Source organism: Alicyclobacillus cycloheptanicus (assembly GCF_028751525.1).
Taxonomy (GTDB): domain Bacteria; phylum Bacillota; class Bacilli; order Alicyclobacillales; family Alicyclobacillaceae; genus Alicyclobacillus_L; species Alicyclobacillus_L cycloheptanicus.
The window spans coordinates 3,509,892-3,535,540 of the sequence record NZ_CP067097.1 but is presented as its reverse complement, the minus strand read 5'-3'; the positions used below and the strand labels follow the sequence as shown (position 1 = coordinate 3,535,540).

The window sequence follows — 25,649 nt, the reverse complement described above, 5'->3', positions numbered from 1 at the left end:
CGGACCGTTCTGCGGCGCTGCGAACACGTCCAGGCGCCTGTCCGTGGCAAAACCCTGGGGCATTGAATCCGATGTCCTCATACGGAACCTGCACTGGCACACAGTCATGAAGATACGTGTGGAGAGGAATGTGATGGGATGTTCGGCAGCATCGTGAAAGGCTTGATGAGCCTCGGCTCGTCAGAGACGGAAACGTCGGGTGAAGCGGCGCGATCGACAGAAGATGTTCTGGAGCACCAAGGTGGTCAGCCGGAGGCGTCCGAGAGGTCTGAGGCGTTTGGGGCAGCGCCGCAGGGCAGCGACATGGGAGGCTGGGGCATGTGGATGCCGCCCAAGGTGGACCAGCAGACGCACGACGCGGCGGCGGGCACCGACGTGGCGAACAAGCGCCCTGGGGCGGCGGCAAAGGTGAAGCGCGAGCTCTTGTCGAGGTGGCTCGGACGCGGCAAACCGCGCGGTACTGCTGCACGCGGTAACGCGCGTGGGACCATGACCCCGCGATTTGGCACTGCGCCACCCGGCCGCATGGGGCCGCAGCGCGGTTCGCTGTATCGATCGCGGCATGGATCGGTCCCTTTCCTGCCATCTGGCGGCTTCGTGCCAGGGGGGCCCATGGGAGGTTCTGGACACGGCGTACCCGGGGCGCCCTTCGGCCGTTTGCCAGCCGCGGGTCCTCGCTTGCCGGTTGCGGGGCCAATCAACCGCCGCTACCTCCCGTTGCAAGGTTCTCATCTGCATGAACCTCTGGTGCGGCCTTTGCCCGGCCCGCCGCGACGTGCTCCGGTAATGGGTGCAGCGCTGGGGGCAGCGCGGCCGCGGATGCCCGTCGGACCGCTCGGCATCAGGTCGAATCGGCAACTGTGAACGGGATGGGGCGCAGCTGTAAGTCGGCGTACGCGCGCGCTGCGTCGCTGCACACGTTGCCTTCCGCGAGCATCTGCAGTTGATCGACCGTGATGGGAAACTGCGGCAAGCGCTGGAAGGCGAGTGCGAGCAGGCGCATGCATGGCAGAGGGATGTGAACGGGGCGGAACGGTTTGCGGCAAGCGGCCGCGATCATCCGGAGCATTTCGGCGTAGGTGACCACCGCTGGCCCGCCCAGTTCATACGTCTGCCCCACCGCTGACTCCTTGGTCAGGGCGCTGCAGAATGCCTCCGCCACGGTTTCTACCGAGACGGGCTGCAGAGGGGTGTCTCCGCTGCCAATCACGGGGACAATGGGCGCTTTCCGGACGAGATCGGTCAGCTGTGCCACGAAGTTTGGGCCGGGGCCGCCGGGCCCAAAAACGACGGAGGGGCGGAAAATCGTATAGGCGAGGCCCGACCGGCGGACAAACTCCTCCGCTTTCCACTTGCTCTTGTGGTACGAGGATACGGCGTTCGGGCGCGCACCGAGCGCGCTCATGTGCAGCAGCCGCGGGACACTGGCTTGCGCGGCCGCCTGCAGGACGGCGAAGGTTCCTTCTTCGTGCACGCGGGACATTGTGATGCCGCGGCGCGGCTGTTCCCGGATGATGCCCACAAGGTGGACGACGGCATCGTGGCGCTTCATGGCCCGTGTCAGGCTGTGTATATCAAACAAGTCCCCTTCAACTACCTGCGCCTGATGAAGCGCCGGGCCGGGGATGCGCACGCCATGAGGCCGGATGAACAGCGTCACCTCATGGCCGTTTGCCAAAAGGTGACGCGTTATAACCTGGCCTACATACCCGGTACCGCCTGTCACGAAGATTCGCACGGGGCCGCCCTCCGATTTTCGCGGTGATCGAACAGCAAATGCGAGATACTGACTTGGCCGCAAGGCCTGTCAGCTTTCCGGAAAGAGTTGATAGAACGCTGCGTAGCGTTCGTCACGGGTTTCCTGATTGGGTGTGCGTGTGCTTGTGCGGGCGGCCGAGGCGCTTCGCTTGGTGTTCGACTGGAGGCCGGCAGCTGCTTCCTCCCGCGCCTTGGCCCGGTCGCGAAAACTCTGTCGGTAGTTCTCCAGTTCCTGCTTGGTTCGAATTCGATTGCGCTGCCAATCGTACAGCACGCGGTCGATGTACTTGAAGCTGTATTTGTTCGTCAGGACGGCTTCCCGCAGCGCCTCCACGATGAGCCATTCGGGGTGTTCATCGCGCTCCATCCACTGGCGGATTTGTTCACATTCAAAGCCGGACAGGGGCCGGCCAAACTCTGCTTCAAACAGCGACACAGGGTCCAGCCGCTTGGGTTCGGGTGTTGGCTCTGGAGCCCCCTGCAGCTTCTCCCACAAAGGCGACAGGTCGAAGAAATTGCACTGCGAGCCGTTTTCGTCACTTCGCTCCCCGATGGCCAACACGCCCTTTGAGACAAGCCCGGAGACCAAGGTACCGGCAGCGTCCGCGGACATGCCGCAGGCATCACCCAGCTCCTGAGGCGACAACAGCTCTTTGTGCTGTACCTGCGCGGCTGCCAGAATCTGCAGCAGGACCATGAACTCATCGGGTGTCAGACCCAGTTCGGTAAATCGGGCAATCCATTCGAAAGGGACACTGACAAACGATGCACTGAGGAAGTCGGAAGCATGTCCACGCCGTTCGGACGAATTCACTTTCGAACCCCCCTTGATTCCCTGCAGCTTGCGCGCCGCGGGAAGGTTAATGCCCTGGTCCTTGTCGGCCTGGTGAACAGACACCTGTACGAGACTTGGAGAGGGTACGTACTGTTTCAATCAGTATAGCATGGGTCTTGTCGATGCAGCACGAATTTTGCCGAATGGATATGTGACGTTTGGCGGCCCGTCCATCGCCGTGCATGCGCGAATTATGGATACAGCCGATACAAGAGCCGCGGGAACGGTGCCGCTTCGCGGACGTGTTCGAGGCCGCAAATCCACGCGACGGTGCGCTCCAGTCCGATGCCGAATCCGGAATGCGGTACCGACCCGTACTTGCGTAAATCCAGGTACCAATCATAGGCTTCTTTCGGCAACTGATGTGTTTCAATGCGCTGCTGCAACAGCCCGAAGTCGTGAATGCGCTGACTTCCGCCGATGATCTCGCCGTACCCTTCGGGGGCCAGCAGGTCGTCGCACAGCACCACCTCCGGCCGATTCGGGTCTGGCTGCATGTAAAATGCCTTGATTTGCGTTGGATAGCGCTCAATGAAGACCGGCCGGTCGTACTGCTCGGCCAAGGCGGTCTCGTGCGGCGCGCCAAAGTCATCGCCCCACGCGATTTCATGGCCGATCTTCTGCAGCCACTCAATGGCCTCATCATAGGTCAGGCGTGGAAACGGCGGCTTGACATTGGCGAGCTTGGACACGTCCCGGCCAAGGGTTTGCAGTTCGGCGGTACAGTAGGTCAACACGTGCTGCACGACATGGGAAACGAACTCCTCCTGAACACGCAAGTTTTCTGGGTGTTCGACGAAGGCCATTTCTGGTTCAATCATCCAAAATTCAATCAGGTGCCGGCGCGTCTTCGACTTTTCCGCCCGGAAGACCGGCCCCATCGAGTACACCTTGCCCAGCGCCATGGCGGCGGCCTCGGCGTACATTTGCCCGCTCTGCGTCAGGTACGCTTCTTCGTCAAAATACTGCGTTTGAAACAGTTCTGTCGTTCCTTCTGGAGAAGAAGGCGTCAGCACCGGCGGGTCGACGCGCGTAAAGCCGTGCCCGTCCAGGTAATTCGACATCGCGCGCAGCACTTCGGCGCGGATTTTCAAAATCGCTCGCTGGCGAGGGGTCCGAATCCACAGGTGCCGGTGGTCAAGCAGAAAATCCACACCGTGCTCTTTGAGGGTAATCGGGTAGTCGCTGGAATCGCCCACCAGAGTCACGTGTTCGACTGTGATTTCAAAACCGGACTGGGCCCGGTTGTCTTGCCGGACAATGCCTTGTATGTACACAGATGATTCCTGCGCGAGCTTTGCGCACAAGGCGAAGGTCTCTTCGCTGACATCGTTCTTGGCGGCCACACACTGAATCAGGCCGGTTCCGTCCCGGACCTGCAGGAAGTGAATCTTGCCGCTGGACCGCTTATTGTAAAGCCACCCCTGAATCGTGACGGATTGGCCGACATAGCTGCCGACCTGGTCAATCGTCGTGACTGTGCTCGTCATGTGGTCCCCTCCGTTTCAAGACGATTATAGAGGTTGTCAACGCAATGATCAAAAGGAAAAGCCGCCCCGTCAAGCCATCCCGGAGGATGACGGACAGAGCGGCTTATCACGCCGCAGACGCCGCACAAGCCGCCAGAGGACGGCCGCGGTTCAGGCGTTCAGCCCCACTTCACCAGTGTGGGGCGGCAGCATCGGGATGGCCGCGACGCGCTCCTTGACAGCTGGCTGCACCGTCTTTTCGAGCCAATCCCGGAACACCGCCCCGTCGATGCTTTCTTGCTCAACGACAAAGTTTGCAAAGTTTGCGATGTCGTCTTTGTAAGGCCGGAGCAGTTCGCGTGTCTCTTTCTCCTGTTCGGAGAGAATGTAGCGAACTTCCGTGTCCAGCACACTCTCCTGCAAGTGCTCCTCGTCGACAATGCCCAGCCTCGACAACCCGCACTTGACCATCGTCCCTGCCAGGCTGGAAGCTTGCACAAAGTCGTTCTGCGCGCCGGTGCTGCGGTTGCCATAGTGCAGTTCCTCCGCCAGGCACCCGCCGAGCGCAACGTTGATTTGCTGCTTCAATTGTTCGACCGTGTACAGGTAGCGGTCGCTCTCCGGAATCTGCCGAACAAACCCCAGCGCGTTGCCGCGCGGCGCAATGGTAATGTGCGACACGGTGCCTGGGCGCATCAACTCGCTGACAATCGCGTGGCCAATCTCGTGGACCGCGACCCGCTGCAGTTCTTCCTCCGTCGGACGACGCCCTGTCTTCTCGCCCATCAGGACTTTGTCCACAGCGTCGCGGAACATTTCCTGTGTGATTTCCTTCTTATCCTGCCGCAAGGCTATGATGGCCGCCTCGTTGACCAACGCTTCCAACTGGGCACCGGAGAATCCGTAGGTTTCGCGCGCGATGTGCTCCATGTCCACATCTGCCGCCAACGGCTTTCCCTCAGTCTGGATTTTCAGAATGTGCAGGCGCCCGTCTTTGTCCGGCAAATCCACGCGAATCTGGCGGTCGAAACGTCCCGGCCGAAGCAGCGCGGAATCCAGAATGTCAGGCCGGTTGGTCGCCGCGATCACCAGCACCAGCGGTGTGGTTGTGGTCGACATCCCGTCCATTTCCGTGAGCAGCTGGTTGAGCGTCTGGTCGTACTCCTGGTGGCTGAATTGGCCGCGGCGTCCGCCCACGACGTCGATCTCGTCGATGAACACGATGGCGCTGTCTTTGTTTTCTTTCTTAGCCATCGCCCGCGCGCGGCGAAATATGTCACGGACGCGCTGGGCACCAACGCCGACATACATCTCGACAAACTCGCTGCCTGCTGCAGACAAAAAGACAGAGTCCGTATACGTTGCAGCAGCCTTCGCCATCAGGGTCTTGCCGGTGCCCGGCGGCCCGGTCAGCAAAATCCCTTTGAGCGGCCGAATGCCGAGCGATTTAATGCGATCGCGGTAGCGCAGGAAATCGAGTGCCTCCATCAACTCTCGCTTCGCATGGTCCTGCCCGCCAATTTGGTCAAACGATACCTGGTGCTTGACTGGCGCATCCCGCGAGACCGCGGGCACGGCCGTTCGACGCTCCATCATCACCCAGAAGCCGACGGCCAGCGCGGCCAGGAAAAACAGCGGCAGGACATTCGCCCCCAAAAACGCCAAGAACAGGAGAACGGCAACACCAATGCCAATAACCCATTCCTTGATCAAGAAGCCCCGCCTCCCTGACTGGATTGATTTTGATAAGGAACTACATCGTATAAGTAGTACTTCGACGACCACAGTTGAACGTATAGATTTTGTTGATCCATCGTAAAGCGCGCCTGAATTTTATCTTTGGCTGCCATCTTCTTGACGGCAGCAATCATTTCTGTGTAAGTGCCCATCCGCAGGCCCTGTTGAATGGTCGGCTGCATGTCCTCATAATCCGAATACAGTGCAGCGCCTCGGTGGTCCACAATGGTCAGGTCGACAGAACCCCCCACCGTGCTTCGGACCGTGTTCACAAGGTTGTGATAGGTCGTTTGCAGGTCATGGTCGTTCAGGTCCGCCACCGGTTTCAATGTCACGCGAATCACGTTCGGACTGCCGGAGACAATCTGCACGGAAGAAACTGCCTGATTTTGTTCAATTTTACTTTGCAGTGGGTTGATAAAGTTGAGGTGCCGGTAAGCTTGATAGCCGCCGAACAGCACACCAAGCGTGATGAGCACGATAAACACAATTGGAATGAGGCGCACACGAGACACTCAACCGCCTCCTTGATATGCAGCGTCTAGTTCAGTATACCACCAGCAGTGGCATTCTGTTGCAGAACATATTTCCACAGCTGCTTGCCCGTTCTTGCGTTGACGTACAAGTAGACATGCTTTCCGCTCGGCGTGGTTCCGTAAATTTCCCAGACGGGACCTGCTTTGGCCGAGAAGGAAGACGCCGCAGCCTGGTTCAGATAACCGATGTGTTCACTGATGGGTTTGACCTGATTCGCAAGCGCCGCTTTTTGTACCTTTGCCGCAGACAAGATACCGCTTGCGGATTGAATTTGAATCGAAAACGGACTACCGTCCACAAACGCATACCAATCATGTCCAAACGCGTCCTGGCCGTAGAACACTTCCTCTGTACCCGCGCCTGTAAACACATCGTGTCCTTGAATATGGTCAATCGGCGAGTGGTTCAGCGCATACTGCGCAGCTGCCTGCTCCACCTGCCACTCGCTGGAGATCTCGTTCCAGGCGCCGACACACAGCGCCGCAACCAATGCGATACATACGGCACCCGCCCCGATGAGCCACCACTTTAGCCGCCCCATGAGCTAGGCCCTGTACAGTGTTAAAATCATTTTGCCCGGCTCCTCAGGGACGCGGGCCAGTCCAAAGATGACATTCTTGTCCTTGAGGTTCCGGTTCAAGAAATCGACAAGCTGATACAAATCGTCCGTTGCCGTACAGATATGGGTGCCGATCACTGAGAGTTTATCATCCACGTTATGATTCACCTGTCCTAGATGGCGTCAAGGTTTCAAGGGCCGATTTTAGACTATCAAGGATCGAATCGTTTGTAAAACGGTAGATCAGCGGGGTGATGCTGATTTTGCCGGCGTCAACAGCCCGGGTGTCCGCGTCGTCTCCGACAGTCTCCTCCAGCGTTTCCGCTGCGTGCCGGTAGTACACCCGCCCCTGGTCATCCTGGCTTTGACGGAAGTGCGACTCGTATCCGCGCGCACCCAGCTGGGTGATGGCCCACGGGGCTTGGCGGCAGGCGGGTGGCAGATTGACGTTCAGGAACGTGTCGGCGGGCAGGCCGAGCGTGATTGCCCAGGCAAAAATCTTCGCGGCGACCTGCGCCGCATCGTCGAACGGAAATTCTGGGCCCGTCAGCGAAAAGGCAACTGCCGGAATGCCAAGCAGCGCCGCTTCTCCGGCAGCCGCGAGCGTCCCCGAGTACAGGACGTCCGTGGCGAGGTTGTGGCCCTCGTTGATGCCGGACGCCATAAAGTCAAACGGCTGGTCCTGTCCGAGCAGGGCGACCGCCCACTTCACACAGTCCACGGGCGTGCCAGTGACCGAATATCCCTGAACACCGGGAACGCCCATGTCGACCTCATCCACGTACAGGCGGTCTCGGATGGAAATGGCATGACTCGACGCGCTGCGCTGACTGTCTGGGGCAACGACCACCACTTCCCCAAACGCCGCGAGCACCTTGGTGAGTGCACGAATGCCATCGGCGTGAATGCCATCGTCATTCGAAATTAATATCCGCATCGATTGTCTCCTCTCTTACCATCAATCGTGCCACATACCGCGACCGCCGGGGCTCATAATAGGTCTACGACCGAGGAGGTGCGTGGACGATGTCAATGGTCCAATCCAACGCCGTCCCCGAGCAACATCACGGTTCCGAATGGCGCCGGCTGCAGAAACAGGGCGAGGCCGAGTTATGGTTACGCGCACTGACGGCCTCGACCCACAGCGACACACACCTGGCGGCAGAAGGAACCTGGTCCCTTCGCACGGCGATGCTCGACCCGTAAGTCAGAACGTTCCATTCATTTATTTATTGTGACAGTGCTTGTGCAATACGTCTGGCTTCGTATTCGACCCGTTCGGTATCAATGGTCTGAGGCTCGCGATTGGACAGCAGCGCGCGGCCAGCGACAAACACGTCGGTCACATCGTCAGCGCCTGCTGCGTACACCACGTTCGAGAGCAGGCTGTGGGTGGGAATCAAATGCGGGCTGCGGAGGTCCAGCAGCGTCACATCCGCAGCCGCTCCTTTTTCCAATGTGCCACTTCCAGCCGGCAGAAATACAGCTTTCGCGCCGTCCTCGGTGGCCATTTGAAACGCTTGTGCCGCCGGCAGGATGGATGCATCGAACGCCACCGCCTTGTGCAGCGTCGCCGCGAGTCTCAGTTCCTCAAACATATCCAAATTGTTGTTGCTGGCAGCACCGTCTGTGCCGAGACCGACGATAAGGCCCGCCTGTGTCATGCTGGGCACAGGCGCAATGCCCGAGGCGAGCTTCAGGTTGCTTTGCGGATTGTGCGCCACATGGACGTCGTTTGCACGCATGATCTCGATGTCCTCGTCCGTTACATGGACACAGTGGGCGGCCAACACCGGGTGTTCGAACAGCCCGCAGGATGCCGCGTGCGCAATCGGCGTGCGATTGTACAAACGCAGGCAGTCGTCGACCTCCGTCCGGGTTTCGCTGAGGTGAATTTGAATCGGCACCGCCAGCCGCCCGGCGAGTTCGGCCACCTGTTGCAGGTAGTCTGGCGGGCACGTGTACGGCGCGTGCGGTCCCAGGGTGACGGTGATGCGGCCTCCCGCCTGTCGATGCCAGGCCCCCACAAACGACTCGCTGTTGCGGATGCCGCTGCGGGCGCTGGTTTCGTCAAGTCCTACCATGCCCCACGACAGCACGGCGCGCATCCCGCTCTCTTCCACGGCTGCGGCCGCTTTGTGCATCGACATGTACATATCCGTAAAGCACGTGGTCCCCGAGCGAATCATTTCCCAGCAAGCGAGCAGCGTCCCCCAATAAATCGCGTCCTCAGTGAGTTTGGCTTCCATCGGGAACACGCGTTCGGTCAACCAGGTCATGAGCGGCAAATCATCGCCTGCCCCGCGCAGCAGGGTCATCGCAGCGTGTCCGTGCGTGTTGACGAGCCCGGGAATCGCCACCCGGTGCGGGCGTTTGACGACCGTCATTCCGGCTCGGCTGCCCGGGTATTCGCCGCGTCCGATGTCTTCGATGACATCGTCCTGCAGCACAATGTATCCCGGTCCATCCCATACTTCGCGCGCGCTTTTGACGATGGCGCCAACTTCCAACAGTGTCTGTGACATCTTCAGCCCTTCCCCTCTGCTTCGCCGACGCGGCGCCGGAACGCTTGCATGGACGCCAGCGCAGGCTGCTCGATCACGCCCGCCTCCGTGATGATGGCGGTGATGAGCGAATGCGGCGTCACATCGAACGCCACGTGGAGTGCCTCTGCTCCGGTCGGTGCCAGTGCGCGTCCGAACAGGTGCGTGACTTCCGCGGCATTGCGCGTTTCAATCGGGATGTCTTGGCCCGATGCCAGCGACCAGTCGAACGTACTCAGAGGCGCCGCGACATAAAATGGAATGTGGTGATGCTGGCACAGCACGGCGAGTCCGTACGTGCCGATTTTGTTGGCGGTGTCGCCGTTGCGCGCAATTCGGTCTGCGCCGACAATCACCGCGTCGACCGCACCCTGCTGCATCAGGTAGGCAGCGGTGTTGTCGGTAATGAGTCGATAGGGAATCTGTTCCGCAGATAATTCAAATGCGGTCAATCGGGCACCCTGTAGGTACGGCCTTGTTTCATCCACCCAAACCATGCGCAGGCGGCGCAACTCGTGTAAGCGGCGGATGACCCCCAGTGCCGTTCCATAGCCGACGGTGGCGAGCGACCCGGTATTGCAGTGCGTCAGGATGTTCACCGGATTGGCAAAGAGCGCGGCGCCCACTTCCCCGATGGCGCGGTTGGTGGCGACGTCTTCGCTCGCAATTTGATTGGCCTCCTGCTCCAGGGCATGGGCCATCGCGGCCGCCGTCGCGTCTGCCGGGAACGCCTGCAGCACCGCTTTCATCCGATGCAGGGCCCATTTGAGGTTGACGGCGGTCGGGCGCGTTTGTTCCAGCTGTTGCATGACCGCTTCTACCTGCTGGCGAAACGCTGCCGGCGATGCCGCTGTTTGTGACCGCGCTTCGAGTGTCACACCATATGCCGCAGCGGCTGCGATGGCCGGCGCGCCGCGAACGACCATGTCGACAATGGCCTTTGCCACAGCCTCTGCGCGGTCGCAGTCGATCCACACTTGGTCGTGCGGCAGCAGACGCTGGTCGAGCAGGCGCAGTACGGAGCCTGTCCATTCAATGGCCTTCATCTGCGCCCCCCTCTTTCTCGGCGCCGAGCAAGGGCGTGTCGCCGTGCACGGCGGTACCGCAGCGGCAGTCGCGTTGTGTGTCGAGGCTGGCAATCGTGTCAAAGAAGAGCTGCCGAACCCGGTGGCTATTGGCGGCCATCGCTGCGACCACTTCTTCGTGCGTCAGCGGGTGCGGGCTGATGCCGGCCGCAAAGTTTGTGACAATACAGACGGTGGCATAGCACAGTTCTGCCTCTTTGGCGAGGACGACTTCCGGGACGTTGGTCATCCCGACCACGGCCCCGCCGATGGATTGGTAGTAGCGGATTTCAGCGGGTGTCTCAAAACGCGGACCTTCCGCGCACACGTAGACCCCGCCTTCCATCAATTCAATGCCTTGGGCCCTGGCGGTTTGCTGGAGCGCGCCCCGCAGGCGGTGGCAGTAAGGGTCAGTCATGTCCACATGGACAACCGGATTGCCCTCGAAGAAGGTCGTGGGCCGGGACTTGGTGAAATCCAGAAAGTCGTTGACTGCGACCAGTGACCCGGGCGGCACCTGCTCGCTGAGAGAGCCGACCGCGCTGGTCGAGAGGACTTGCCGGACACCCATCTGCTTGAGCGCCATCAGGTTTGCGCGGTAGTTGATGCGGTGCGGCGGTACACTGTGGCCGCGTCCGTGGCGAGGTAAGAACGCGATGCCGCGGCCAAGGTACGTCCCGACCGTGAGTTCCACCGAACCGTATGCTGTATCCACAACGATTGTTTGCGGGGATTCGAGCAAAGCGGGGTCGTATACCCCAGTTCCTCCGATAATTGCAAATTCAGCTTGCAACCGAACGCCTCCATTTGTGCCCCTTGGCGGTTTTCGTGAGACCTGGCGTATGCTGCCAAACCTATTCGTTGTTTTGCGTCTGTTGTCCATTATACGGGAAGTCTGCCGCCGCTGGTAGTCAACTCCGCGTCATCGCAGCGCGCAGATGGCTTTCGCATCTTTGAGGACCGAGGTGATTTGTTCGAGCCGAACGCCGGGGCCGACATTCATTAAATCGCCGATCTTGCGCAGCCGGCTGGGCACATTGTGCACGGTGAATTGTTCGGGGACGGCACCGCCGGCGAGTTCGCTCCACGTCAGCGGCGTGGAGACAGTCGCATGCACGGTAGCCCTGGCGCTGTAGGGGGCAATGAGGGTGCGGTGGTGTCCGTGCTGGAGGTAGTCCACGTACACCTTGTCGCCGCGATGCTTCTTCAGCCGTTCCAGTGTCACGATGCGGGGCAGCTTCTGCTCCAAGTACGTTGCGACGGCGGCGGTAAACAGGCGCGTTTCCTCATACGAATGACCCGCTCCGTTGTCCAGGTTGGCCAGCGGAATGAACACCTGCACCCCCGTTGCGCCGGATGTCTTCGGGACATGCGGCAGACCCAGCCCCTCCAGCACTTCGTGCAGCGCCATCGCGACCTCCCGGACCGGCTCGAAGCCGGGCACGGTGGGGTCCAAATCAAAGGCGATACTCGTCGGCGTCATCGGGCGCTGAAGCGTGGCGAAGCCGACGTGCATTTCCAGACAGGCCAGGTTCGCCAGCCACAACAGGGTGGCGACTGAGTCGACGACGACGGGGTGGATATACTCGCCGCGATCGTCCGACCAAAGCGGCACCGTGCGCACCCACTCCGGTGCCCCCTGCGGCGCGTCCTTCTGATAAAACGAGTGCCCGTGAATCCCGTGCGGAAACCGAATCATGGTGATGGGCCGATCGCGCAGGTGCGCCAACAGCCACGGCGCCACATTCACGAGGTACTGCATGTACTGTGCTTTGGTCACGCCGGCCTCCGGCCACAGCAGTTTTTCCGGGTTGGTGATGAGCACGGGGTGTTCAGCTTCAACTTGCATGTTCCACGCCTCCCTCCTGGCGCATCACGATGACTTCGCCGCAGTACGTTTGCGGGGTTTTCGCTGTGGCGCTTCGCCGCTGCCCCCGGTCTCGGCGGCGCTTCCCGACGCAGCTCGGGCGCGTCGCTTTCGCGGGGTCGCCGTGGATGCGTCGGTTTGTGTGCGGCGAATGCTTTCCTGCAGCGCCTGCATCAAGTCCACGATGTTATCCGGCCGGGCGGCCGCAGGCTGTGCTTCCGTCACATCCGCTTCCGACACTTTGCGTTCGATGAGTGCCTGCAGCGCCGTTCGCCGTTCATCCACATACTTCTCCGGTGTAAACGTGCCCGCCAGCTGGTTGATCAGCGTGACGGCCATCTGGAGCTCATTTTGCGCGACGTCCGCCGCTTCGATGGCGGTGAGGTTTGGGAGTTCTGCCGTGGCCCGTACCTCATCCGGCCAAAATAATGTCTCCACGACCAGCAGATGTTGGTAGGTCCGAACGCACGCCAATGTCTCGGCGTTGCGCAGCACCGTTTTGGCGATCGCGATTTTGCCCGTTTCCTGCATAGCCGCCTGAAGCAAACGGTAGGCTTTGACGCCGCTGGTTTCGGGTGCCAGGTAGTAGGTTTTGTCGTAGTACACGGGGTCAATGTCCGTCAGTTCAACAAAGTCGAGGATGTCGATGGTCTGCGAGCGCGATTGGTTCACGCTTTTCAGTTCGTCTTCGTCCATGATGACGAAGCGGTTGGGTTCGTACTCAAAACCGCGGACAATTTCGTCCCACTCGACCGGGCGGTCGCAGTGCGGGCAGGTGCGCGTGTACTGAATCGGTGTACTGCACACCTTGTGCAGGTATCGGAACTGAATGTCCTTGGACTCTGTGGCTGCGAACATTCGGACGGGTACGTTGACGAGCCCGAAGCTGACGGATCCTTTCCACATCGTATGCATGTGAAGCCCCCCTCCCGCGCGGTCGCTGTCCAACGAGGGCGTGTGGAGCGTGTCATCCACCAAAACGGAGGCGGGCGGCACAACGCACCGCCCCCGCGCTCCCTGCGTTACCCGTGCCGTTCGTTGGACACTTCCTTGCCGCTAGTGTGGGCGGATTCGGAGGCTTTATTCGGGCGCGTCAGAAACCGCCGCACCTGCTCAATCACCTGGGCTTCCGGTGCGATGAGCGGTCTTAACCCCGGCAGCGAACGGATGAAGGTCTGCCCGTATTTGGCCGTGATGATGCGCTTGTCGTAAATCACCACGACGCCGCGGTCGCTCATGGTGCGAATCAATCTGCCAAACCCTTGGCGGAAGCGAACGACCGCCTCCGGGAGACTTGCGTGCCAGAACGCGCTCTTGCCCTGCTGTTCGAGCCGTTCGTGGCGCGCGGCCGTAACGGGGTGGGTCGGCGGGGCAAACGGCAGCCGAATGATGACCAGCGTGGTCAGCTGGTCCCCCGGCAGGTCGATGCCTTCCCAGAAGGACTGTGCACCGAGCAGCACCGCATTCGGGTTTTTGCGGAAGGGTTCCAGCAGGTGGCTGCGGGTTCCGTCCACCCCTTGCGCGAACAGACGAATGTTGAGGCTTCGCAGTGGATCGCGCAGCGTCCGCGCGGTGGCGCGCAGCATCGCGTGGCTGGTGAACAACGCCAACAGCCGTCCGCCGCTGGCCTTGGCCAGCTGGTAAATCGAGTCCGACAACCAGACCGCCGCTTCCTCGGCGCCCATCTTGGCGAGTTCCGGTACGTCCGTGGGAACGCACAGCATTGCCTGGGTCTTGTAGTCAAAGGGCGACGGCACGGACAGCGTCTGCAATCGGCCTTCTTCGGCCGCCGCGGACAACCCCAGGCGTTCGCTGATGAAGTCGAAATTTCCGTTCACGGACAGCGTGGCGGACGTCAACACCACGGAGGCCTTCGTTTCGAACAGGGTGGAACGCAAAATACCCGCGACGTCAATCGGCGCGATGTGCAAGCTCCAGTGCGGCCGTTCTGCAGTGCCAGTCCGTTCGATCCACACGACGAAGTCAGGCCCCGCGTCGCCGCCGCGGCACAGGGTATCGGCTTTGGCCGCGACATCCCGGACAAATCCAGCACAATCGTACAACCGGCCGGCGATGTCCTGGTCAGCCGTGCGTTCGGCGGCTTCATCCAGGTCTTCCGCGAGCTGACGCAGCTTGGTTTGCAGGTCGGTCATCCGGTGCACCGCATCTTGATAAGCTTGCCAGGCAGGTGTGCGCGTGACGTCGGGCGTGATCCGAAATTCGGATTGTCCGGCCGGCACGAGCTGTGCAAGCGCGGCAAACGCGTCGTCCATGGCCGCCTTGACGGTCAGCACACCGTCCTGCAGCGTCTCGAGTTTGGCGATTTGAACTGCCTCCGCTGTGCTTGCATCGCTCAGGCGGTTGAGCAGTTCCGCAATGACCCCGTGTTTTCCGCCGTCCCGGACCAGCCGCCCTACCGAGGCCGCGCACTGTCCAGCGTAGACTTCAGCGCCCAGGTGCCTGGTCGCCTCTTCTTCCAGGTGGTGGGCTTCGTCAAAGATGATTTTGTCGTAGTGCGGCAGCACGCGGTGTTCCGACTTCAAATCGGACAGCACCAGGGAGTGGTTCGTGACAACGATGTCCGCCTCATAGGCGGCGCTTCGCGCACGGAAGTAATAGCACGACTTGAAGAACGGGCAGCGTTTGTGAATGCAGGTTTCCGTTTCGCTCTGCACGCGCTGCCAGACGTCCGCCAGCCGGCCGGACATCGACAGTTCTTCGCGGTTTCCCGCCGGGGTGTTGGCCACCCACGAGAGCAGGGTCATATAGGCTTCCAGCTCGGGCCGGGGCGTGCCAAAGTCCGCGCCCGCGTTCTCCTGTGCGAGCTTGCGCATGCACAGGTAATGCGTGCGGCCTTTGAACACGGCCAGCGACAACGGCATGTTCATCACGCGCCGGAGTGTCGCAAAGTCGCGCTGTTCGATTTGGTCCTGCAGCGCAATGGTGTGGGTGGAAACAATCACCCGGGCGTCCTCCCGCGCGGCGTGCAGGGCAGCGGGGATGAGATACGCCAGGGATTTCCCGGTCCCGGTCCCGGCTTCGGCAATCAGGTGCCTTCCTTCCTCCAGCGCCGTTGTCACTGCGTCCACCATGGCGCGCTGTCCCGGCCGGATCTCAAACGAAGGCAGTGCCTGTCCCAAGGGGCTGTCCGCCGTGAAGAACGTACTTGGGTCCACCACCAGCTCTTCCCCGTCCGCTCCTGGCAGTTCGGAGTCGGACGAATGCCCGTCCTCTCGCGCGGCGGACGTGTCCGCGCAAAGGCCGGGTGTCTCTCCGTCCATGTCTGCGGCCGTTTCTGCGTCCGTCTCGCCGGGATGCGGGGGCACTGCGGCGAACACCAGCTGCTGAATCTGGTCGCAGTGCGCCGGCAGTGCCGTGCCGTACGTCTGATAGCGGCGCTCTGCAACCATGCCGAACCAATTCGCCGTGATCGGCGAAAACAGGCTGGCGAGTCGTTCCAGCTGCTGGAGGGTCAAATAAGGCAGGGCGCTGGCTTCGGTCATGAGCGCGCTGAGCACCTTCGCGGTGGTCAGCGCGTCAGCCAGGCCGCGGTGTTCCCCCGGTTGTTCGACGCCGCAGCGAGCCGCGACGTCTCCGAGCCGGTGTGCTTGCTCAAAGGGCAGCAATACGCGGGCCAGGAGCAGCGAATCCAGGACATCGCGCGACGCCGGCAGCTCGTAACCTGCCTTGTCGCAGGCTGCCATCAGAAAGTTGAGGTCAAACTGCGCGTTGTGGCCCGCCAGGGTGCTGCCGGAGATAAATTTTAGAAACTGGGGCAGCACGGTCTCCAGGGGCGGCGCATTTTGCAAATCAGCGGGTGTCAGTCCGGTGAGTTCGTAGATCTCGTCCGGCACCCTGCGGGTCGGCCGGACGAAGCTGTGAAAGGTGTCACCGATGGCGCCGTCCACCCAGCGGACGGCGCCAATTTCTATGATTTCATCTTGCTCGGGCCGCAGCCCGGTCGTTTCCAAATCATACACCACGAGTTCCAAACGACGGCCTCCCGCCCTCTGTTTACGTCCATTGTAGCAGAGTTCCGACGCGGTCGGCGCGGGAAACGTTGGCTGCGCGCGTGAACAACTGGTTGGCCTCCACGTGCCGCCCCATGCGGTCGGCGATGCGTCCAAGCGCAATCAGTACGGCGGAATTCGGCGGTCCGAGCACCAGAGCAGCCCGCAGGTATTTTTGGGCTTCCTGTAGTCGGTTCGCCTCATATAGTGTGACGCCCATATAGTAGAGGGACAGCTGCTTGACCTCCTTGCGCGGGTCGCGCAGGGCGCGCAGAAACCGTCGGTGCGCCTTGGCGGCGTCCCGCTGGGCGGCACTCACACGGCCCAGCGCGATCCAAAGGAGTGACTTGTTCTCTGACTTGGGCAGGCACTGGAGAAACGCTTGTTCAGCGCGCTCGTAGGATGCACACAAGAGATGCGCGACCCCCAGCTGCAGCATCGCGCTGTGGCTGCCGGGCATCAGGGAAAGCCGCTTTTTCAGGACGGGAATCGCTTCTTCCGGTTGCCCTTGGTGCAGAAGCGTCCAGGTCAAGAGGTCCCACGGACCATCCATTTCAGGGTAGAGGTCCACCAATTGCCGGCACAACTGCACTGCGCGGGACGGGCGGCCCTGTGCCAGGAAGACGCGGCTCTGCAGAAAACGCACACGTGGATGGCGGGGGTACCGCCGCAGCAGAGCCTGACACGTCCTGGCCGCTTCGTCCACGTCGCCTTCCTGCAGTTGACAGAAGCCAAGCAGGGTGGCGGCGTCGATATCGTCGGGATCGAGCCGCCAGGCCTGTTCGAGCGCGGCGGCTGCGGCTTGCCACGCCGATTTTTTGGACAGACAAATACCGAGGTTATACCAGACGTCCTGGTAGTCGGGCATGCGCTCGCAGCTGTCTTCGAGACAGTGAATCGCAGCATCCAGTTCTCCGCGCTGCACCCGCAGCTGCGCCTCCACTTCATTGGCCGCGCACCAGAACAGCGGATCGGACGAATGGGCGCGAACGGAGTCGAGGTGGCGGAGGGCTTCATCCGCCTCGCCCTGGGCCGCGAGGGCGGCAGCCAGGTAGATTTGGGCGACTGGATTTTTGACCGATTGAACCACCTCAGACAAGGAAGCGGCGGCTTCCTTGAACAGCAGCAAGTCAAAATACCCCATGCCCCGGCGAAACGCCGCGTTCACACGGTGCAAGTCGAGAAACGCGAAGTCCCCCCAGTCGGCGGCTTCACCGGGAGGCTGCAGGTGCCACAACACGTCGTCGTCGGACGCGTCTACATCGGGTGCGGCCTGCGCCGCAAACGACACGTCCGGGGCGGCCGCGCGATCTGTACCCAGCCAGGCAGGCAGTGGATTTGTGCTGCCCAGTCCGAGGTTGTCTTCTGCGCTGAAGGTGAGGGTTAGGCTGTCTTCCACCGGTTGAATGTCGTACGTCTCCAGCAACTCGAGAATCTGCTCGTCAAGCGCCAGCCAGTGATCCATGTACTGGTCGCCGAGCTGCCGCAGCTCCAGCAGCTCTTCCGCAAGGTACATGCGCAGTTCCGGCGCAGCAGACTCCAGTTGCAAACGGATGCGATCGACCGCTTTGAACAAGGTTGCGAACGCTGTGTCGAACAACACCCATTCCTCCCTTGCGTCGCCATACCTTGTGTAGCATGTCCCGCGGCGTGGGATTTCATGCATCCCGAGGGGGATTTTGGCGAACCGCAGGGAGAATCAGCCAAGACGTCTGGCTGACGGCACGTGCAGATGTTTTGTGTGCGGCGCTGGCGGCTGCGTCCCCGTCGGAACTCGTCAGGAAAACAGCACGTCGCCGCTGTGCACGGGGATGACTTGACCGGAATCAACCCGCAGGTACAACACGCCGCTGTCATCCACGTCGACCGCATCGCCTTCCAGCACCTTGCTCGCCGTTTGCACGCGGATGTGCCGACCCAGCGTGGCGCTGGCGGCCCGCCATTCGCCGGCCACCGCCTGAAACCCGGCACCACCGGCTTCCAAATCGCGGTACATCGGCTCGAGCTCCTTCAAAATCGCCGCTGCCAGTGTGAGGTTGTGGATGGTGCTGTCCGTTTCAATCGCCAGCGACGTCGCGATGGCCAGTAAGTCCGGCGGAAACGCCGTCGCAGGGATGTTGCTGTTGATCCCGATGCCCAGCACAGCGTGCTGCACCGTTTCGCCATCCGCGCGGATTTCGGCCAAAATCCCGCAGATTTTCCGGCCGCCCATAAGCAGGTCGTTGGGCCACTTGATGTCCGGGCTGGCGCCGCAGGTGGCTCGAATGGCACGCCGGACGGCCACGCTGCAGAGAAGGGTCAGTTCCGCCGCGCGGGAAAGGGCAATCGGGTGCTGCAGGATGAGTGACATCCACAGTCCCCCCTGCGGTGAAAACCAAGCCCTGCCCCGCCGCCCGCGGCCGCCGGTCTGTTCCCACGCGGTCACCAGCGTGCCGTGAGGTGCGCCGGCGCCGGCGAGGCCCATCGCGGTCTTGTTCGTCGAGTCGCAGCTGGGCAGCCAGCGCACATGCTTGCCAAACGACGCTTCCTTGGGCAGGTACTGTGCCAGTAAGGGGGCCATCAACAGGTCCGGGGTCTCCACCAGGCGGTACCCGAGCCGGTGGGCTGCCTCGAACCGAAAGCCCAGGCGTTCAAGGTGTTTGATGTGCTTCCAGACGGCGGTACGTGAGACGCCCGTGACTTCGCTCAGGTGTTCACCGGAGACATAACCGTCTCGTTCCGAGAGCAGCGCGGTCAAAATCCGGTCTCGCAGTTGTTCCGACTCCGTCCCCGGAATGACTGCATGTCCGTCTGCGGCGCCTTGATTTACATCTGCGGCGGGTGAGTGTTCCTGCATGGCGTGTACTCCTCCCGATTCTCTTTCGATTCGATGTGCTTCAGCCAGGACGCGCATGCGCGCAAGAGGACCGCGCGGTCGTTGGGCAGACGCTCTGCCAGCACCTTTGCTGCAGCGTACCGCAGGACGCGGCCGATGTCCGGCCCAGCGGCGCCAAGAGCCGCTGCATCCTCACCTGAGACGGCCAGGTCCCGCAAGGACCAGAGGGGCTGCGTTTGCGCCTGCTGGACGCAGCTGGACGCGCGCTGCCCTCTTTCGCCGCCCGCGAGGACGTCGTGTGCGGCACATGCCATGAACACGGCGGGGGCCGGATGGGTGTAGAAGGCCCAGCGCCAGGTCGGCCGTGTCCACTGGGCCGGGTCGGTCAGACCGAGATCGACCGCATGCACGATGGCATTTCCCCACGAACGAGGCCAGGCGGATTGTCTGACCAGGCGTCTCGTCTCCTGCGGTGTGCAGCCGGCAGCGACACACCAGACGACCAACGAGAACATGGCCTTCAGGTCATCTGCCGCGAGGGTCGGGGCGTGCGCGGCCAGGTCCGCGTGGAGTGCGCGCAACACCGTCAACCAGGCTGCGTCGTCCCAGGGGGCCGCTGCCAACTTCGCAAAGCCGTGCGCGAGCTTGGGCCACGGCGCAGGCAGGGCGGGCAAGTACGGACCTGCGGTCAGCTGCTCTGCGATGGATTTCCACCCGGCGGCTGCGATGCGCGCGAACTCCTGACCGATGCGTTCGTTGGAGATGACTGCGAGCCGCCGGCTGTTGGCGTGCATCGCTGCGAGCGTGGCGGGTTCGAGTGTAAAGCCGAGCTCTGCCGCGAACCGCAGCCCTCTCAAGATGCGCAGGCCATCCTCCGAAAACCGCGCTTCCGGCTTACCAACGGCGCGAATCTGGCGTTTTTGCAAGTCGTGCTGGCCGTGAAACGGGTCGTGCAGGCGGCCATCGCGATCGATCGCCATCGCATTGATGGTAAAGTCGCGCCGAGCGAGGTCGTCGATGAGGTTGCGTGTGAACGACACGCGGTCCGGACGGCGCCCGTCACTGTACGCGGCGTCGATGCGAAAAGTCGTGACTTCCATGGGCATTGAGAAATCCAGCACCGTCACCGTGCCGTGCTGCAGGCCGGTGGGGGCCGTCCTTTGAAACAGCGATATCACTTGCGCTGGCAGCGCGTCGGTCGCAATGTCGTAATCGTGCACCGGTCGGTGAAGGAGCAGGTCGCGGACACACCCGCCCACCAAATAGGCTTGAAACCCGGCGGCGGTCAAGCGGTCGAGGAGCATCTGCACGGCCGCCGGCCAGGCGGCGGGGCGCATCGCGCCGGGCGGACGTTCAGCATTCGACGTCACCGCAGACCCTCCAGTGCGTGCTGTGCAATCGCCCGGCGGTACAGCGACTCGTACTCGGCCACCTTTTCGTTCACGTGAAAGCGCTGCACGGCACAGTGTCGACTGGCACTCGACATGCGCGCATGCAAGGACGCGTCCTGTAAAATCGCCAGCGCGTACTGTGCCATCTGCTCGACATCGCCGACTTCCGCGAGATAACCGGTCTCACCGTGGGCGACGACCTCTGGAATGCCGCCAGCCGTGGAGCCGACAACCGGCACGCCGGACGCCATCGCCTCCAGCGCGACCAGCCCAAAACTCTCCTTTTCCGAGGGCAGCAGAAACAAGTCCGCCAGCGAAAACAGGCTCGCCACTTCGTCCTGGCGGCCGAGAAAATGGACCTTCTGCTCAATGCCGAGGGTGCGCGCGTACTCCCGCGCACGATTCCACTCCGGCCCTTCCCCAGCCAGCAGCAGCACGGCGGGCAGCTGCCTGGCAACGCGGGCAAACACTTCAAGGATGTCCGGAATGCGCTTGACTTTGCGAAAGTTGGACACATGCAGCAGTACCTTTTCGCCGTTCGGTGCCACTTGCTCGCGCAGTTTTCCGCGGCGGACCGGGTGAAACACCGCTGGGTCGACAAAGTTGTACACACAGTGGATGTCGCGGTCGACCTGGAACAGCTCGCGGGTCTGGGCAATCAGGCTGCGGCTGACCGCCGTCACCACGTCGGATTCGAGAATCCCCAGGCGGATCACGTTGAACAACGCGCGGTCCTGCGCCAGCACGGTGACATCGGTGCCGTGCAAGGTGGTGACCACCGGCAGCGGACGCGGGGCGACCATGCGTTTGGCGAGAAACGCGCACACGGCGAAAGGCAGCGCGTAGTGGACGTGCAGCACGTCCAGGTCGTACGTCACGGCGATGTCCGCCATTTTCGCAGCCAGTGCGAAGTCGTACGGCGGTGTTCTCAGGACGGGGTAGGAAGACGTCTCCGCCTGATGGATGTAGATGTTTTGGTAAAACTCGCCGAGTCGAAACGGAATGTCCGATACGATAAAGTGCACCTGGTGCCCGCGGGCGGCCAGTGCCTTGCCCAGTTCAGCCGCTACCGCACCCGACCCGCCTAACGTCGGATAGCAGCTGATGCCAATGTTCATATCTCGTGGGTCTCCTCTTCCCCGTTCACCGCCCTGCGCCAGTCCAGGTCGCCGCGTTCGAGCGAACGCAGGAGGGCTTCGGCCGTGGCCAGATTGGTCGCCACCGGAATGTTATGTACGTCGCACAAGCGCAGGAGCGCGGTGATGTCCGGTTCGTGCGGCTGGGCGGTCAGCGGGTCCCTGAGAAAGATGACGAGATCCATCTGGTCCTCCGCAATCTTGGCACCGATTTGCTGGTCGCCGCCATAGGGGCCCGACTGCACCCGCGTGACGGAAAGCCCGGTGGCTTCCATGATGCGCTGTCCGGTGGTGCCGGTCGCAAACAGGGTGTGGTCGACAAAGATGTGCCGGTACGCGAGTGCAAAGTCGACCATCATGTCCTTCTTTCGGTCATGGGCAATCAACGCGATCTTCAAGGGCCTCACCGTCCTTTGAACAGGTTGTCCACTGCACAGGTTGTCCACATCCTACCAGAGCAGATGCTCGAGTCCGTAGACGAACTGGCGAAGTTCCATCACCTTCGCGCAGCAGTAGAGAATGCCAGGCATAAAGCTCGATCGCGACAGTGAGTCGTGCCGAATCGTCAGCACTTCTCCCGTTCCGCCGAACAGCACCTCCTGGTGTGCAACCAGCCCGGGGAGCCGAATGCTGTGTACCGGGACTTCGCCGACCCGCAGCCCGCGTGCTTGCGAAGCGGCGTCCGCCGCCTTGGCGTCGGCTGCCGCCGTGCCCATGACCGGCGTGTCCCCGGCAGCATATCCAAAAGACACGGAGCGGGCCGACGTGGACGCGGCCTTCGACCCCTCGTCCACTTTTTGCCCCTGTGAAGACACGACGGTTGCGGCGAGGTCGTGCACCCCGCTCTGTGCGCGTGCCTGTGCCATCGCTTCGGCCGTGCGCTTTGCGGTTCCAGACGGCGCGTCGCGCTTTCCGTCATGGTGAAGTTCGATGATTTCCGCGTGTGGGTAAAAGCGCGCGGCTTCTGCGGCAAAGCGGGTCATCAAGAGCGCACCGATCGCAAAATTGGGTGCCGCAATCCCGCCGATGCCCAGTTCATCACACTGCGCCCGCCAACGGTCAATATCCTCCGGCAAATAGCCGGTCGCACCGAGCACGGGTCGAACGTTGGCAGCCAGTGCCAAGTCAGCGTGCGATACGACGGAGGTCGCGTCGGTCAGGTCCAGCCAGACGTCGATCTCGACCTCCTCGAGCAGGGTTTTTGCATCCGCGAACGCGGGCACCGGAAATGGTTCGGCCAGCGCTGGATTTCTGACCAGGACTGCTGCGATTTCGAAGCGGTCGTCTGCGGCAAGCGCCGCGTACGCTTCCTTACCCATTTTGCCAGCTGCGCCGGCGATCGCGATGCGGATAGGGGGTTTTTCGATGGATGTGTCCGGATGCGTCGGTTTCTGCATGGGTGTGCTGCTGCCTCCTTTGCGTCGGTGCGAAGCGTTATTCCGCGGGCCCAGGCTGTTCGAGGGGCCCAAGCTGTTCGAGCAGGGCGTGTGCTTCTTCATTCAATGGGTTGGTCGCCACAGCCTCCTGCAGCGCCTGCCGCGCTTCCTCCAGCGCGCCAGTCTCGAGCGCGTGTGTCCCCTGCTTTGTGTAGAGCACAGACTCTACCATCGCCAGGTGTGCCCCGTACAAGGCGTCGTCGGGCTTCAACTGGGCCGCTTGTTTCGCCCAGCAGAGCGCCCGTTCCGTCTGTCCGTTGCGAAGTGCGGTCACGGACCCGTGAAAATAGTACGCAGCGTTTTGCGGGTCTTCCTCAATTGCCCGCTGAAACGCCTCGGACGCCTTGCCGAATTCACCAATATATAAGTAGGAGTACGCCGCGCGCAGGTAATTCTCGCCTGACATCGTCGTCCCCTCCCGGTGTGTCCCCGTGGACCAATCTGCGCATGGTACTTTGTCTCCATTCTATGCGCAGCCAGTCCCGGGGAAAAGGCAGGGGCCTATCCACCGGCGGCCTGGTTCACTCCAAGCGCTTGTCACCGGCGTCCGGCGGCGGCTGCACAAGGCGTGTCCAGCGATCGCGATCGCGTGTTTCAAACTTGTTCATCACATCGACGAACGACTGTTCGAGGTCAATGTGCAGCCGGTTCGCGAGGCAGGTGATGACAAACAGGAGATCGCCTAGTTCGAGCGCAATGCTGCCTTGTGCTTCCGTCGGCTTCTTCGGCTTTTCTCCGTAGTGGTGATTGACCTCACGCGCCAATTCCCCGAGTTCCTCTGCCAATCGGACGACGAGGGTCATGGGGGTAAAGTAACCTTCCTGAAACTGTCCGATGTAGGCATCTACGCGAGCCTGGACCTCAGCCAGTGTCATCGGCACGCTCCTGACCTCCATTCGCAAGTCCCGTGCTTCGGATTGGACTTCCTTCCCTGCCAGTCTAACATAAAGCCCATGCTTGGACATAAGATGTATTGTCCCGGATATCACGTGCGGCTGCTGCCGTCGTGCGATCGTACCGCCGCAAAGGAGATGACACGGTTTGAAATCACAGCAAAAGAGCCGCTGGTCCACGACCTTGCTTGGTTTAATGGTGGTGTTGTTTACACTTGCCCTCGTGGTATACCCAAAGGAAGGGTTCGAAGCGGGACTCGGAGGGATGAAGTTGTTCTGGCACACCGTCTTTCCCTCACTTCTCCCCTTTTTCATCCTTGCTGAATTCATGTTGGGGCTCGGGGTTGTGCGGGGCTTCGGTGTCATTTTGGAGCCTTTGATGCGGCCGCTGTTCAGCGTCCCTGGCATCGGCGCGTTCGCACTGTCGATGGGGCTGGCTGCAGGGTATCCCATGGACGCCGTGATCACGGCACGCTTTCGCCAGCAAAACCTCTGCTCTCGCGTGGAAGGGGAGCGGCTGCTGGCGTTCACGAACACCGCTGACCCGCTGTTTATGATTGGCGCTGTGGCCGTCGGGATGTTCAAGTCCCCGGAGATTGGTGCGCTGCTCGCGGTAGCCCATTACATTTCCGCCTTTCTGGTGGGGGTCAGCTTCAAGCTGTGGGGACGCCGGGTGGAGCAAGCCGATCACGATGAGAACCCTGTCGCACCGGTTCCTGCCGGCACGCCGCACGGAACTTCCGCGAAAAGGGGCAACCTGTTTCTGCGGGCGTTCCACGAAATGATTGCAGCTCGAGAGGAAGACGGCCGGCCGTTCGGGAAAATCATGCGCGATGCGGTCGTGGAGTCGATGCAGACCCTCATCATGATTTGCGGATTTATCGTTTTCTTCTCGGTGTTGATTGACGTCCTGCGCGTATCCGGACTGATTCAAGTGATTGGCTGGCCAATTGCCGTGGTGTACCACGTTTTCGGGATCCACAGTGGATTGGTGCCGCCGACGCTGGCCGGGATTTTGGAGATTGACGTTGGTACCGCACAGGCGGCGGCCGTTCAAGCTGCGCCCATGCTGCAGAAGCTGGCGCTGGTCAGCGCCATCATTGCCTGGAGCGGGCTGTCCGTCCACGCGCAGGTTGCCAGTGTGCTGACGGAGACGGACATTCGGATGCGTCCATACTTCCTCGCGCGCTTTCTGCACGCGGCGTTCGCCGCCGTCGTCACGGTCGTCTTGTATGCCCTCGGGATGGGCCATGTCGCCGCAACCATGGCGTCCTCCCTCCCCGCATTCGCAGCCGCCCAAACCATGACCGGGCAGCTGCCGTGGTGGCATGTGATGGAGGCCAGTCTTGATTTGTGGCTGCTCCTGTTTGCCTTGCTGGCGGTCCTCTCTGTCGCGCTGTGGGTGGTTCGGAAGATTCGCGTCGTCGCGTGGCGCGTTTGACGATGGATAAAGGTGACGCCGGCGCTTTGGGGGGCTGGCTGGGTTGGTTTGGTTGGGGGGCTCCCTGGGCGGCTGTCTGGGCGGGTGTCTGGGCGGGTTAAGGAACCAAACCTGCCTAACGGCGGGGCCGGCATGGGGATCTCGGACGGCAGAGGGAA

Annotated in this window: 25 protein-coding genes; 3 read left to right on the top strand and 22 right to left on the bottom strand. The window is 61.7% G+C overall.

Translation table 11 applies throughout. The features are described from left to right. The first annotated feature begins 138 nt into the window (after positions 1-138). Entirely contained in the window at positions 139-864 is a 726-nt protein-coding gene (locus JI721_RS16695; RefSeq protein WP_274455984.1) for a hypothetical protein, read from the top strand. On the opposite strand, the gene JI721_RS16690 is transcribed toward JI721_RS16695, so the two are convergent. From JI721_RS16690 to surE, 8 genes are all read right to left on the bottom strand, one after another. Beyond that, on the bottom strand, positions 842-1,738 hold the full coding sequence (locus tag JI721_RS16690; protein ID WP_274455983.1) for a complex I NDUFA9 subunit family protein: 897 nt from the start codon (positions 1,736-1,738) through the stop codon (positions 842-844). The two genes, JI721_RS16695 and JI721_RS16690, sit on opposite strands and share 23 nt — an antisense overlap. Before the next feature lie 69 nt (positions 1,739-1,807). Beyond that, on the bottom strand, positions 1,808-2,572 hold the full coding sequence (locus JI721_RS16685) for a DnaD domain-containing protein (RefSeq protein WP_274455982.1): 765 nt from the start codon (positions 2,570-2,572) through the stop codon (positions 1,808-1,810). 212 nt (positions 2,573-2,784) lie between these two features. Then, a complete protein-coding gene (gene asnS / locus JI721_RS16680) occupies positions 2,785-4,083 on the bottom strand; it encodes an asparagine--tRNA ligase (protein WP_274455981.1) in 1,299 nt (432 codons plus the stop codon). Positions 4,084-4,233: 150 nt separating this feature from the next. Then, positions 4,234-5,775, bottom strand: coding sequence for an AAA family ATPase (locus JI721_RS16675; RefSeq protein ID WP_274455980.1), 1,542 nt, complete (start codon positions 5,773-5,775; stop codon positions 4,234-4,236). Further along, a complete protein-coding gene (locus JI721_RS16670; RefSeq protein WP_274455979.1) occupies positions 5,772-6,314 on the bottom strand; it encodes a hypothetical protein in 543 nt (180 codons plus the stop codon). Before JI721_RS16670 ends, JI721_RS16675 begins: the two co-directional genes overlap by 4 nt. Before the next feature lie 26 nt (positions 6,315-6,340). Further along, positions 6,341-6,877 (bottom strand): PepSY domain-containing protein, encoded by a 537-nt coding sequence (locus tag JI721_RS16665; protein WP_274455978.1) that lies wholly within the window; start codon positions 6,875-6,877, stop codon positions 6,341-6,343. A 3-nt stretch (positions 6,878-6,880) separates the two neighbouring features. Beyond that, positions 6,881-7,051: a YpmA family protein gene (locus JI721_RS16660; protein WP_274455977.1), complete on the bottom strand. Its 171-nt coding sequence runs from the start codon at positions 7,049-7,051 to the stop codon at positions 6,881-6,883. Between the two features lies 1 nt (position 7,052). Continuing rightward, positions 7,053-7,832: a 5'/3'-nucleotidase SurE gene (gene surE, locus JI721_RS16655; protein ID WP_274455976.1), complete on the bottom strand. Its 780-nt coding sequence runs from the start codon at positions 7,830-7,832 to the stop codon at positions 7,053-7,055. 89 nt (positions 7,833-7,921) lie between these two features. On the opposite strand from surE, the gene JI721_RS16650 reads away from it, so the two are divergent. Further along, complete coding sequence (locus JI721_RS16650) at positions 7,922-8,101, top strand: hypothetical protein (RefSeq protein ID WP_274455975.1); 180 nt, start codon at positions 7,922-7,924, stop codon at positions 8,099-8,101. A 23-nt stretch (positions 8,102-8,124) separates the two neighbouring features. On the opposite strand, the gene JI721_RS16645 is transcribed toward JI721_RS16650, so the two are convergent. The 14 genes from JI721_RS16645 to JI721_RS16580 all read right to left on the bottom strand — a co-directional run bounded on the left by JI721_RS16645 (position 8,125) and on the right by JI721_RS16580 (position 24,032). Next, positions 8,125-9,420 carry an amidohydrolase gene (locus JI721_RS16645; RefSeq protein ID WP_274455974.1) on the bottom strand — a complete coding sequence of 432 codons (1,296 nt, stop codon included), beginning with the start codon at positions 9,418-9,420 and terminating at the stop codon, positions 8,125-8,127. A 2-nt stretch (positions 9,421-9,422) separates the two neighbouring features. Continuing rightward, positions 9,423-10,484 (bottom strand): S-methyl-5-thioribose-1-phosphate isomerase, encoded by a 1,062-nt coding sequence (gene mtnA / locus JI721_RS16640; RefSeq protein ID WP_274455973.1) that lies wholly within the window; start codon positions 10,482-10,484, stop codon positions 9,423-9,425. Next, entirely contained in the window at positions 10,471-11,295 is an 825-nt protein-coding gene (gene mtnP, locus JI721_RS16635; RefSeq protein WP_274455972.1) for an S-methyl-5'-thioadenosine phosphorylase, read from the bottom strand. Before mtnP ends, mtnA begins: the two co-directional genes overlap by 14 nt. 129 nt (positions 11,296-11,424) lie before the next feature. Then, the gene (gene ligD, locus JI721_RS16630) at positions 11,425-12,351 is read right to left on the bottom strand and encodes a non-homologous end-joining DNA ligase (protein WP_274455971.1); all 927 of its coding nucleotides are present in this window, start codon (positions 12,349-12,351) and stop codon (positions 11,425-11,427) included. Between the two features lie 24 nt (positions 12,352-12,375). Beyond that, the gene (ku, locus tag JI721_RS16625; protein WP_274455969.1) at positions 12,376-13,284 is read right to left on the bottom strand and encodes a non-homologous end joining protein Ku; all 909 of its coding nucleotides are present in this window, start codon (positions 13,282-13,284) and stop codon (positions 12,376-12,378) included. Positions 13,285-13,391: 107 nt separating this feature from the next. After that, the gene (locus tag JI721_RS16620; RefSeq protein ID WP_274457916.1) at positions 13,392-16,352 is read right to left on the bottom strand and encodes a helicase C-terminal domain-containing protein; all 2,961 of its coding nucleotides are present in this window, start codon (positions 16,350-16,352) and stop codon (positions 13,392-13,394) included. A gap of 31 nt (positions 16,353-16,383) precedes the next feature. Further along, positions 16,384-17,979, bottom strand: a complete 1,596-nt coding sequence (locus tag JI721_RS16615) for a tetratricopeptide repeat protein (RefSeq protein ID WP_274455968.1) — start codon at positions 17,977-17,979, stop codon at positions 16,384-16,386. Positions 17,980-18,156: 177 nt separating this feature from the next. Further along, positions 18,157-19,215, bottom strand: coding sequence for a biotin--[acetyl-CoA-carboxylase] ligase (locus tag JI721_RS16610; protein ID WP_274455967.1), 1,059 nt, complete (start codon positions 19,213-19,215; stop codon positions 18,157-18,159). Then, positions 19,185-20,564 (bottom strand): CCA tRNA nucleotidyltransferase, encoded by a 1,380-nt coding sequence (locus JI721_RS16605; RefSeq protein WP_274455966.1) that lies wholly within the window; start codon positions 20,562-20,564, stop codon positions 19,185-19,187. The genes JI721_RS16610 and JI721_RS16605 overlap by 31 nt, the downstream gene beginning before the upstream one ends. Continuing rightward, complete coding sequence (bshA, locus tag JI721_RS16600; RefSeq protein ID WP_274455965.1) at positions 20,561-21,703, bottom strand: N-acetyl-alpha-D-glucosaminyl L-malate synthase BshA; 1,143 nt, start codon at positions 21,701-21,703, stop codon at positions 20,561-20,563. Before bshA ends, JI721_RS16605 begins: the two co-directional genes overlap by 4 nt. Continuing rightward, the gene (gene mgsA / locus JI721_RS16595; protein ID WP_274455964.1) at positions 21,700-22,119 is read right to left on the bottom strand and encodes a methylglyoxal synthase; all 420 of its coding nucleotides are present in this window, start codon (positions 22,117-22,119) and stop codon (positions 21,700-21,702) included. The genes bshA and mgsA overlap by 4 nt, the downstream gene beginning before the upstream one ends. A gap of 51 nt (positions 22,120-22,170) precedes the next feature. Beyond that, positions 22,171-23,118 (bottom strand): 4-hydroxy-tetrahydrodipicolinate reductase, encoded by a 948-nt coding sequence (dapB, locus tag JI721_RS16590; RefSeq protein ID WP_307015669.1) that lies wholly within the window; start codon positions 23,116-23,118, stop codon positions 22,171-22,173. Positions 23,119-23,155: 37 nt separating this feature from the next. Continuing rightward, a complete protein-coding gene (locus JI721_RS16585) occupies positions 23,156-23,563 on the bottom strand; it encodes a tetratricopeptide repeat protein (RefSeq protein WP_274455963.1) in 408 nt (135 codons plus the stop codon). A 115-nt stretch (positions 23,564-23,678) separates the two neighbouring features. Beyond that, on the bottom strand, positions 23,679-24,032 hold the full coding sequence (locus tag JI721_RS16580; RefSeq protein ID WP_274457913.1) for a nucleotide pyrophosphohydrolase: 354 nt from the start codon (positions 24,030-24,032) through the stop codon (positions 23,679-23,681). Positions 24,033-24,198: 166 nt separating this feature from the next. Between JI721_RS16580 and ylbJ the strand changes: the two genes are divergently transcribed. After that, positions 24,199-25,491, top strand: coding sequence for a sporulation integral membrane protein YlbJ (ylbJ, locus tag JI721_RS16575; RefSeq protein ID WP_274455962.1), 1,293 nt, complete (start codon positions 24,199-24,201; stop codon positions 25,489-25,491). Positions 25,492-25,649 lie beyond the last annotated feature (158 nt).

Coding starts and splice junctions, on each gene's coding strand:
- JI721_RS16695 (WP_274455984.1), top strand. CDS start 139: ATGTTCGGCAGCATCGTGAAAGGCTTGATGAGCCTCGGCTCGTCAGAG.
- asnS (WP_274455981.1), bottom strand. CDS start 4,083: ATGACGAGCACAGTCACGACGATTGACCAGGTCGGCAGCTATGTCGGC.
- JI721_RS16665 (WP_274455978.1), bottom strand. CDS start 6,877: ATGGGGCGGCTAAAGTGGTGGCTCATCGGGGCGGGTGCCGTATGTATC.
- surE (WP_274455976.1), bottom strand. CDS start 7,832: ATGCGGATATTAATTTCGAATGACGATGGCATTCACGCCGATGGCATT.
- JI721_RS16650 (WP_274455975.1), top strand. CDS start 7,922: ATGTCAATGGTCCAATCCAACGCCGTCCCCGAGCAACATCACGGTTCC.
- JI721_RS16645 (WP_274455974.1), bottom strand. CDS start 9,420: ATGTCACAGACACTGTTGGAAGTTGGCGCCATCGTCAAAAGCGCGCGC.
- mtnA (WP_274455973.1), bottom strand. CDS start 10,484: ATGAAGGCCATTGAATGGACAGGCTCCGTACTGCGCCTGCTCGACCAG.
- ligD (WP_274455971.1), bottom strand. CDS start 12,351: ATGCAAGTTGAAGCTGAACACCCCGTGCTCATCACCAACCCGGAAAAA.
- ku (WP_274455969.1), bottom strand. CDS start 13,284: ATGCATACGATGTGGAAAGGATCCGTCAGCTTCGGGCTCGTCAACGTA.
- JI721_RS16610 (WP_274455967.1), bottom strand. CDS start 19,215: ATGCAGGAACACTCACCCGCCGCAGATGTAAATCAAGGCGCCGCAGAC.
- bshA (WP_274455965.1), bottom strand. CDS start 21,703: ATGAACATTGGCATCAGCTGCTATCCGACGTTAGGCGGGTCGGGTGCG.
- dapB (WP_307015669.1), bottom strand. CDS start 23,118: ATGCAGAAACCGACGCATCCGGACACATCCATCGAAAAACCCCCTATC.
- JI721_RS16585 (WP_274455963.1), bottom strand. CDS start 23,563: ATGTCAGGCGAGAATTACCTGCGCGCGGCGTACTCCTACTTATATATT.
- JI721_RS16580 (WP_274457913.1), bottom strand. CDS start 24,032: ATGACACTGGCTGAGGTCCAGGCTCGCGTAGATGCCTACATCGGACAG.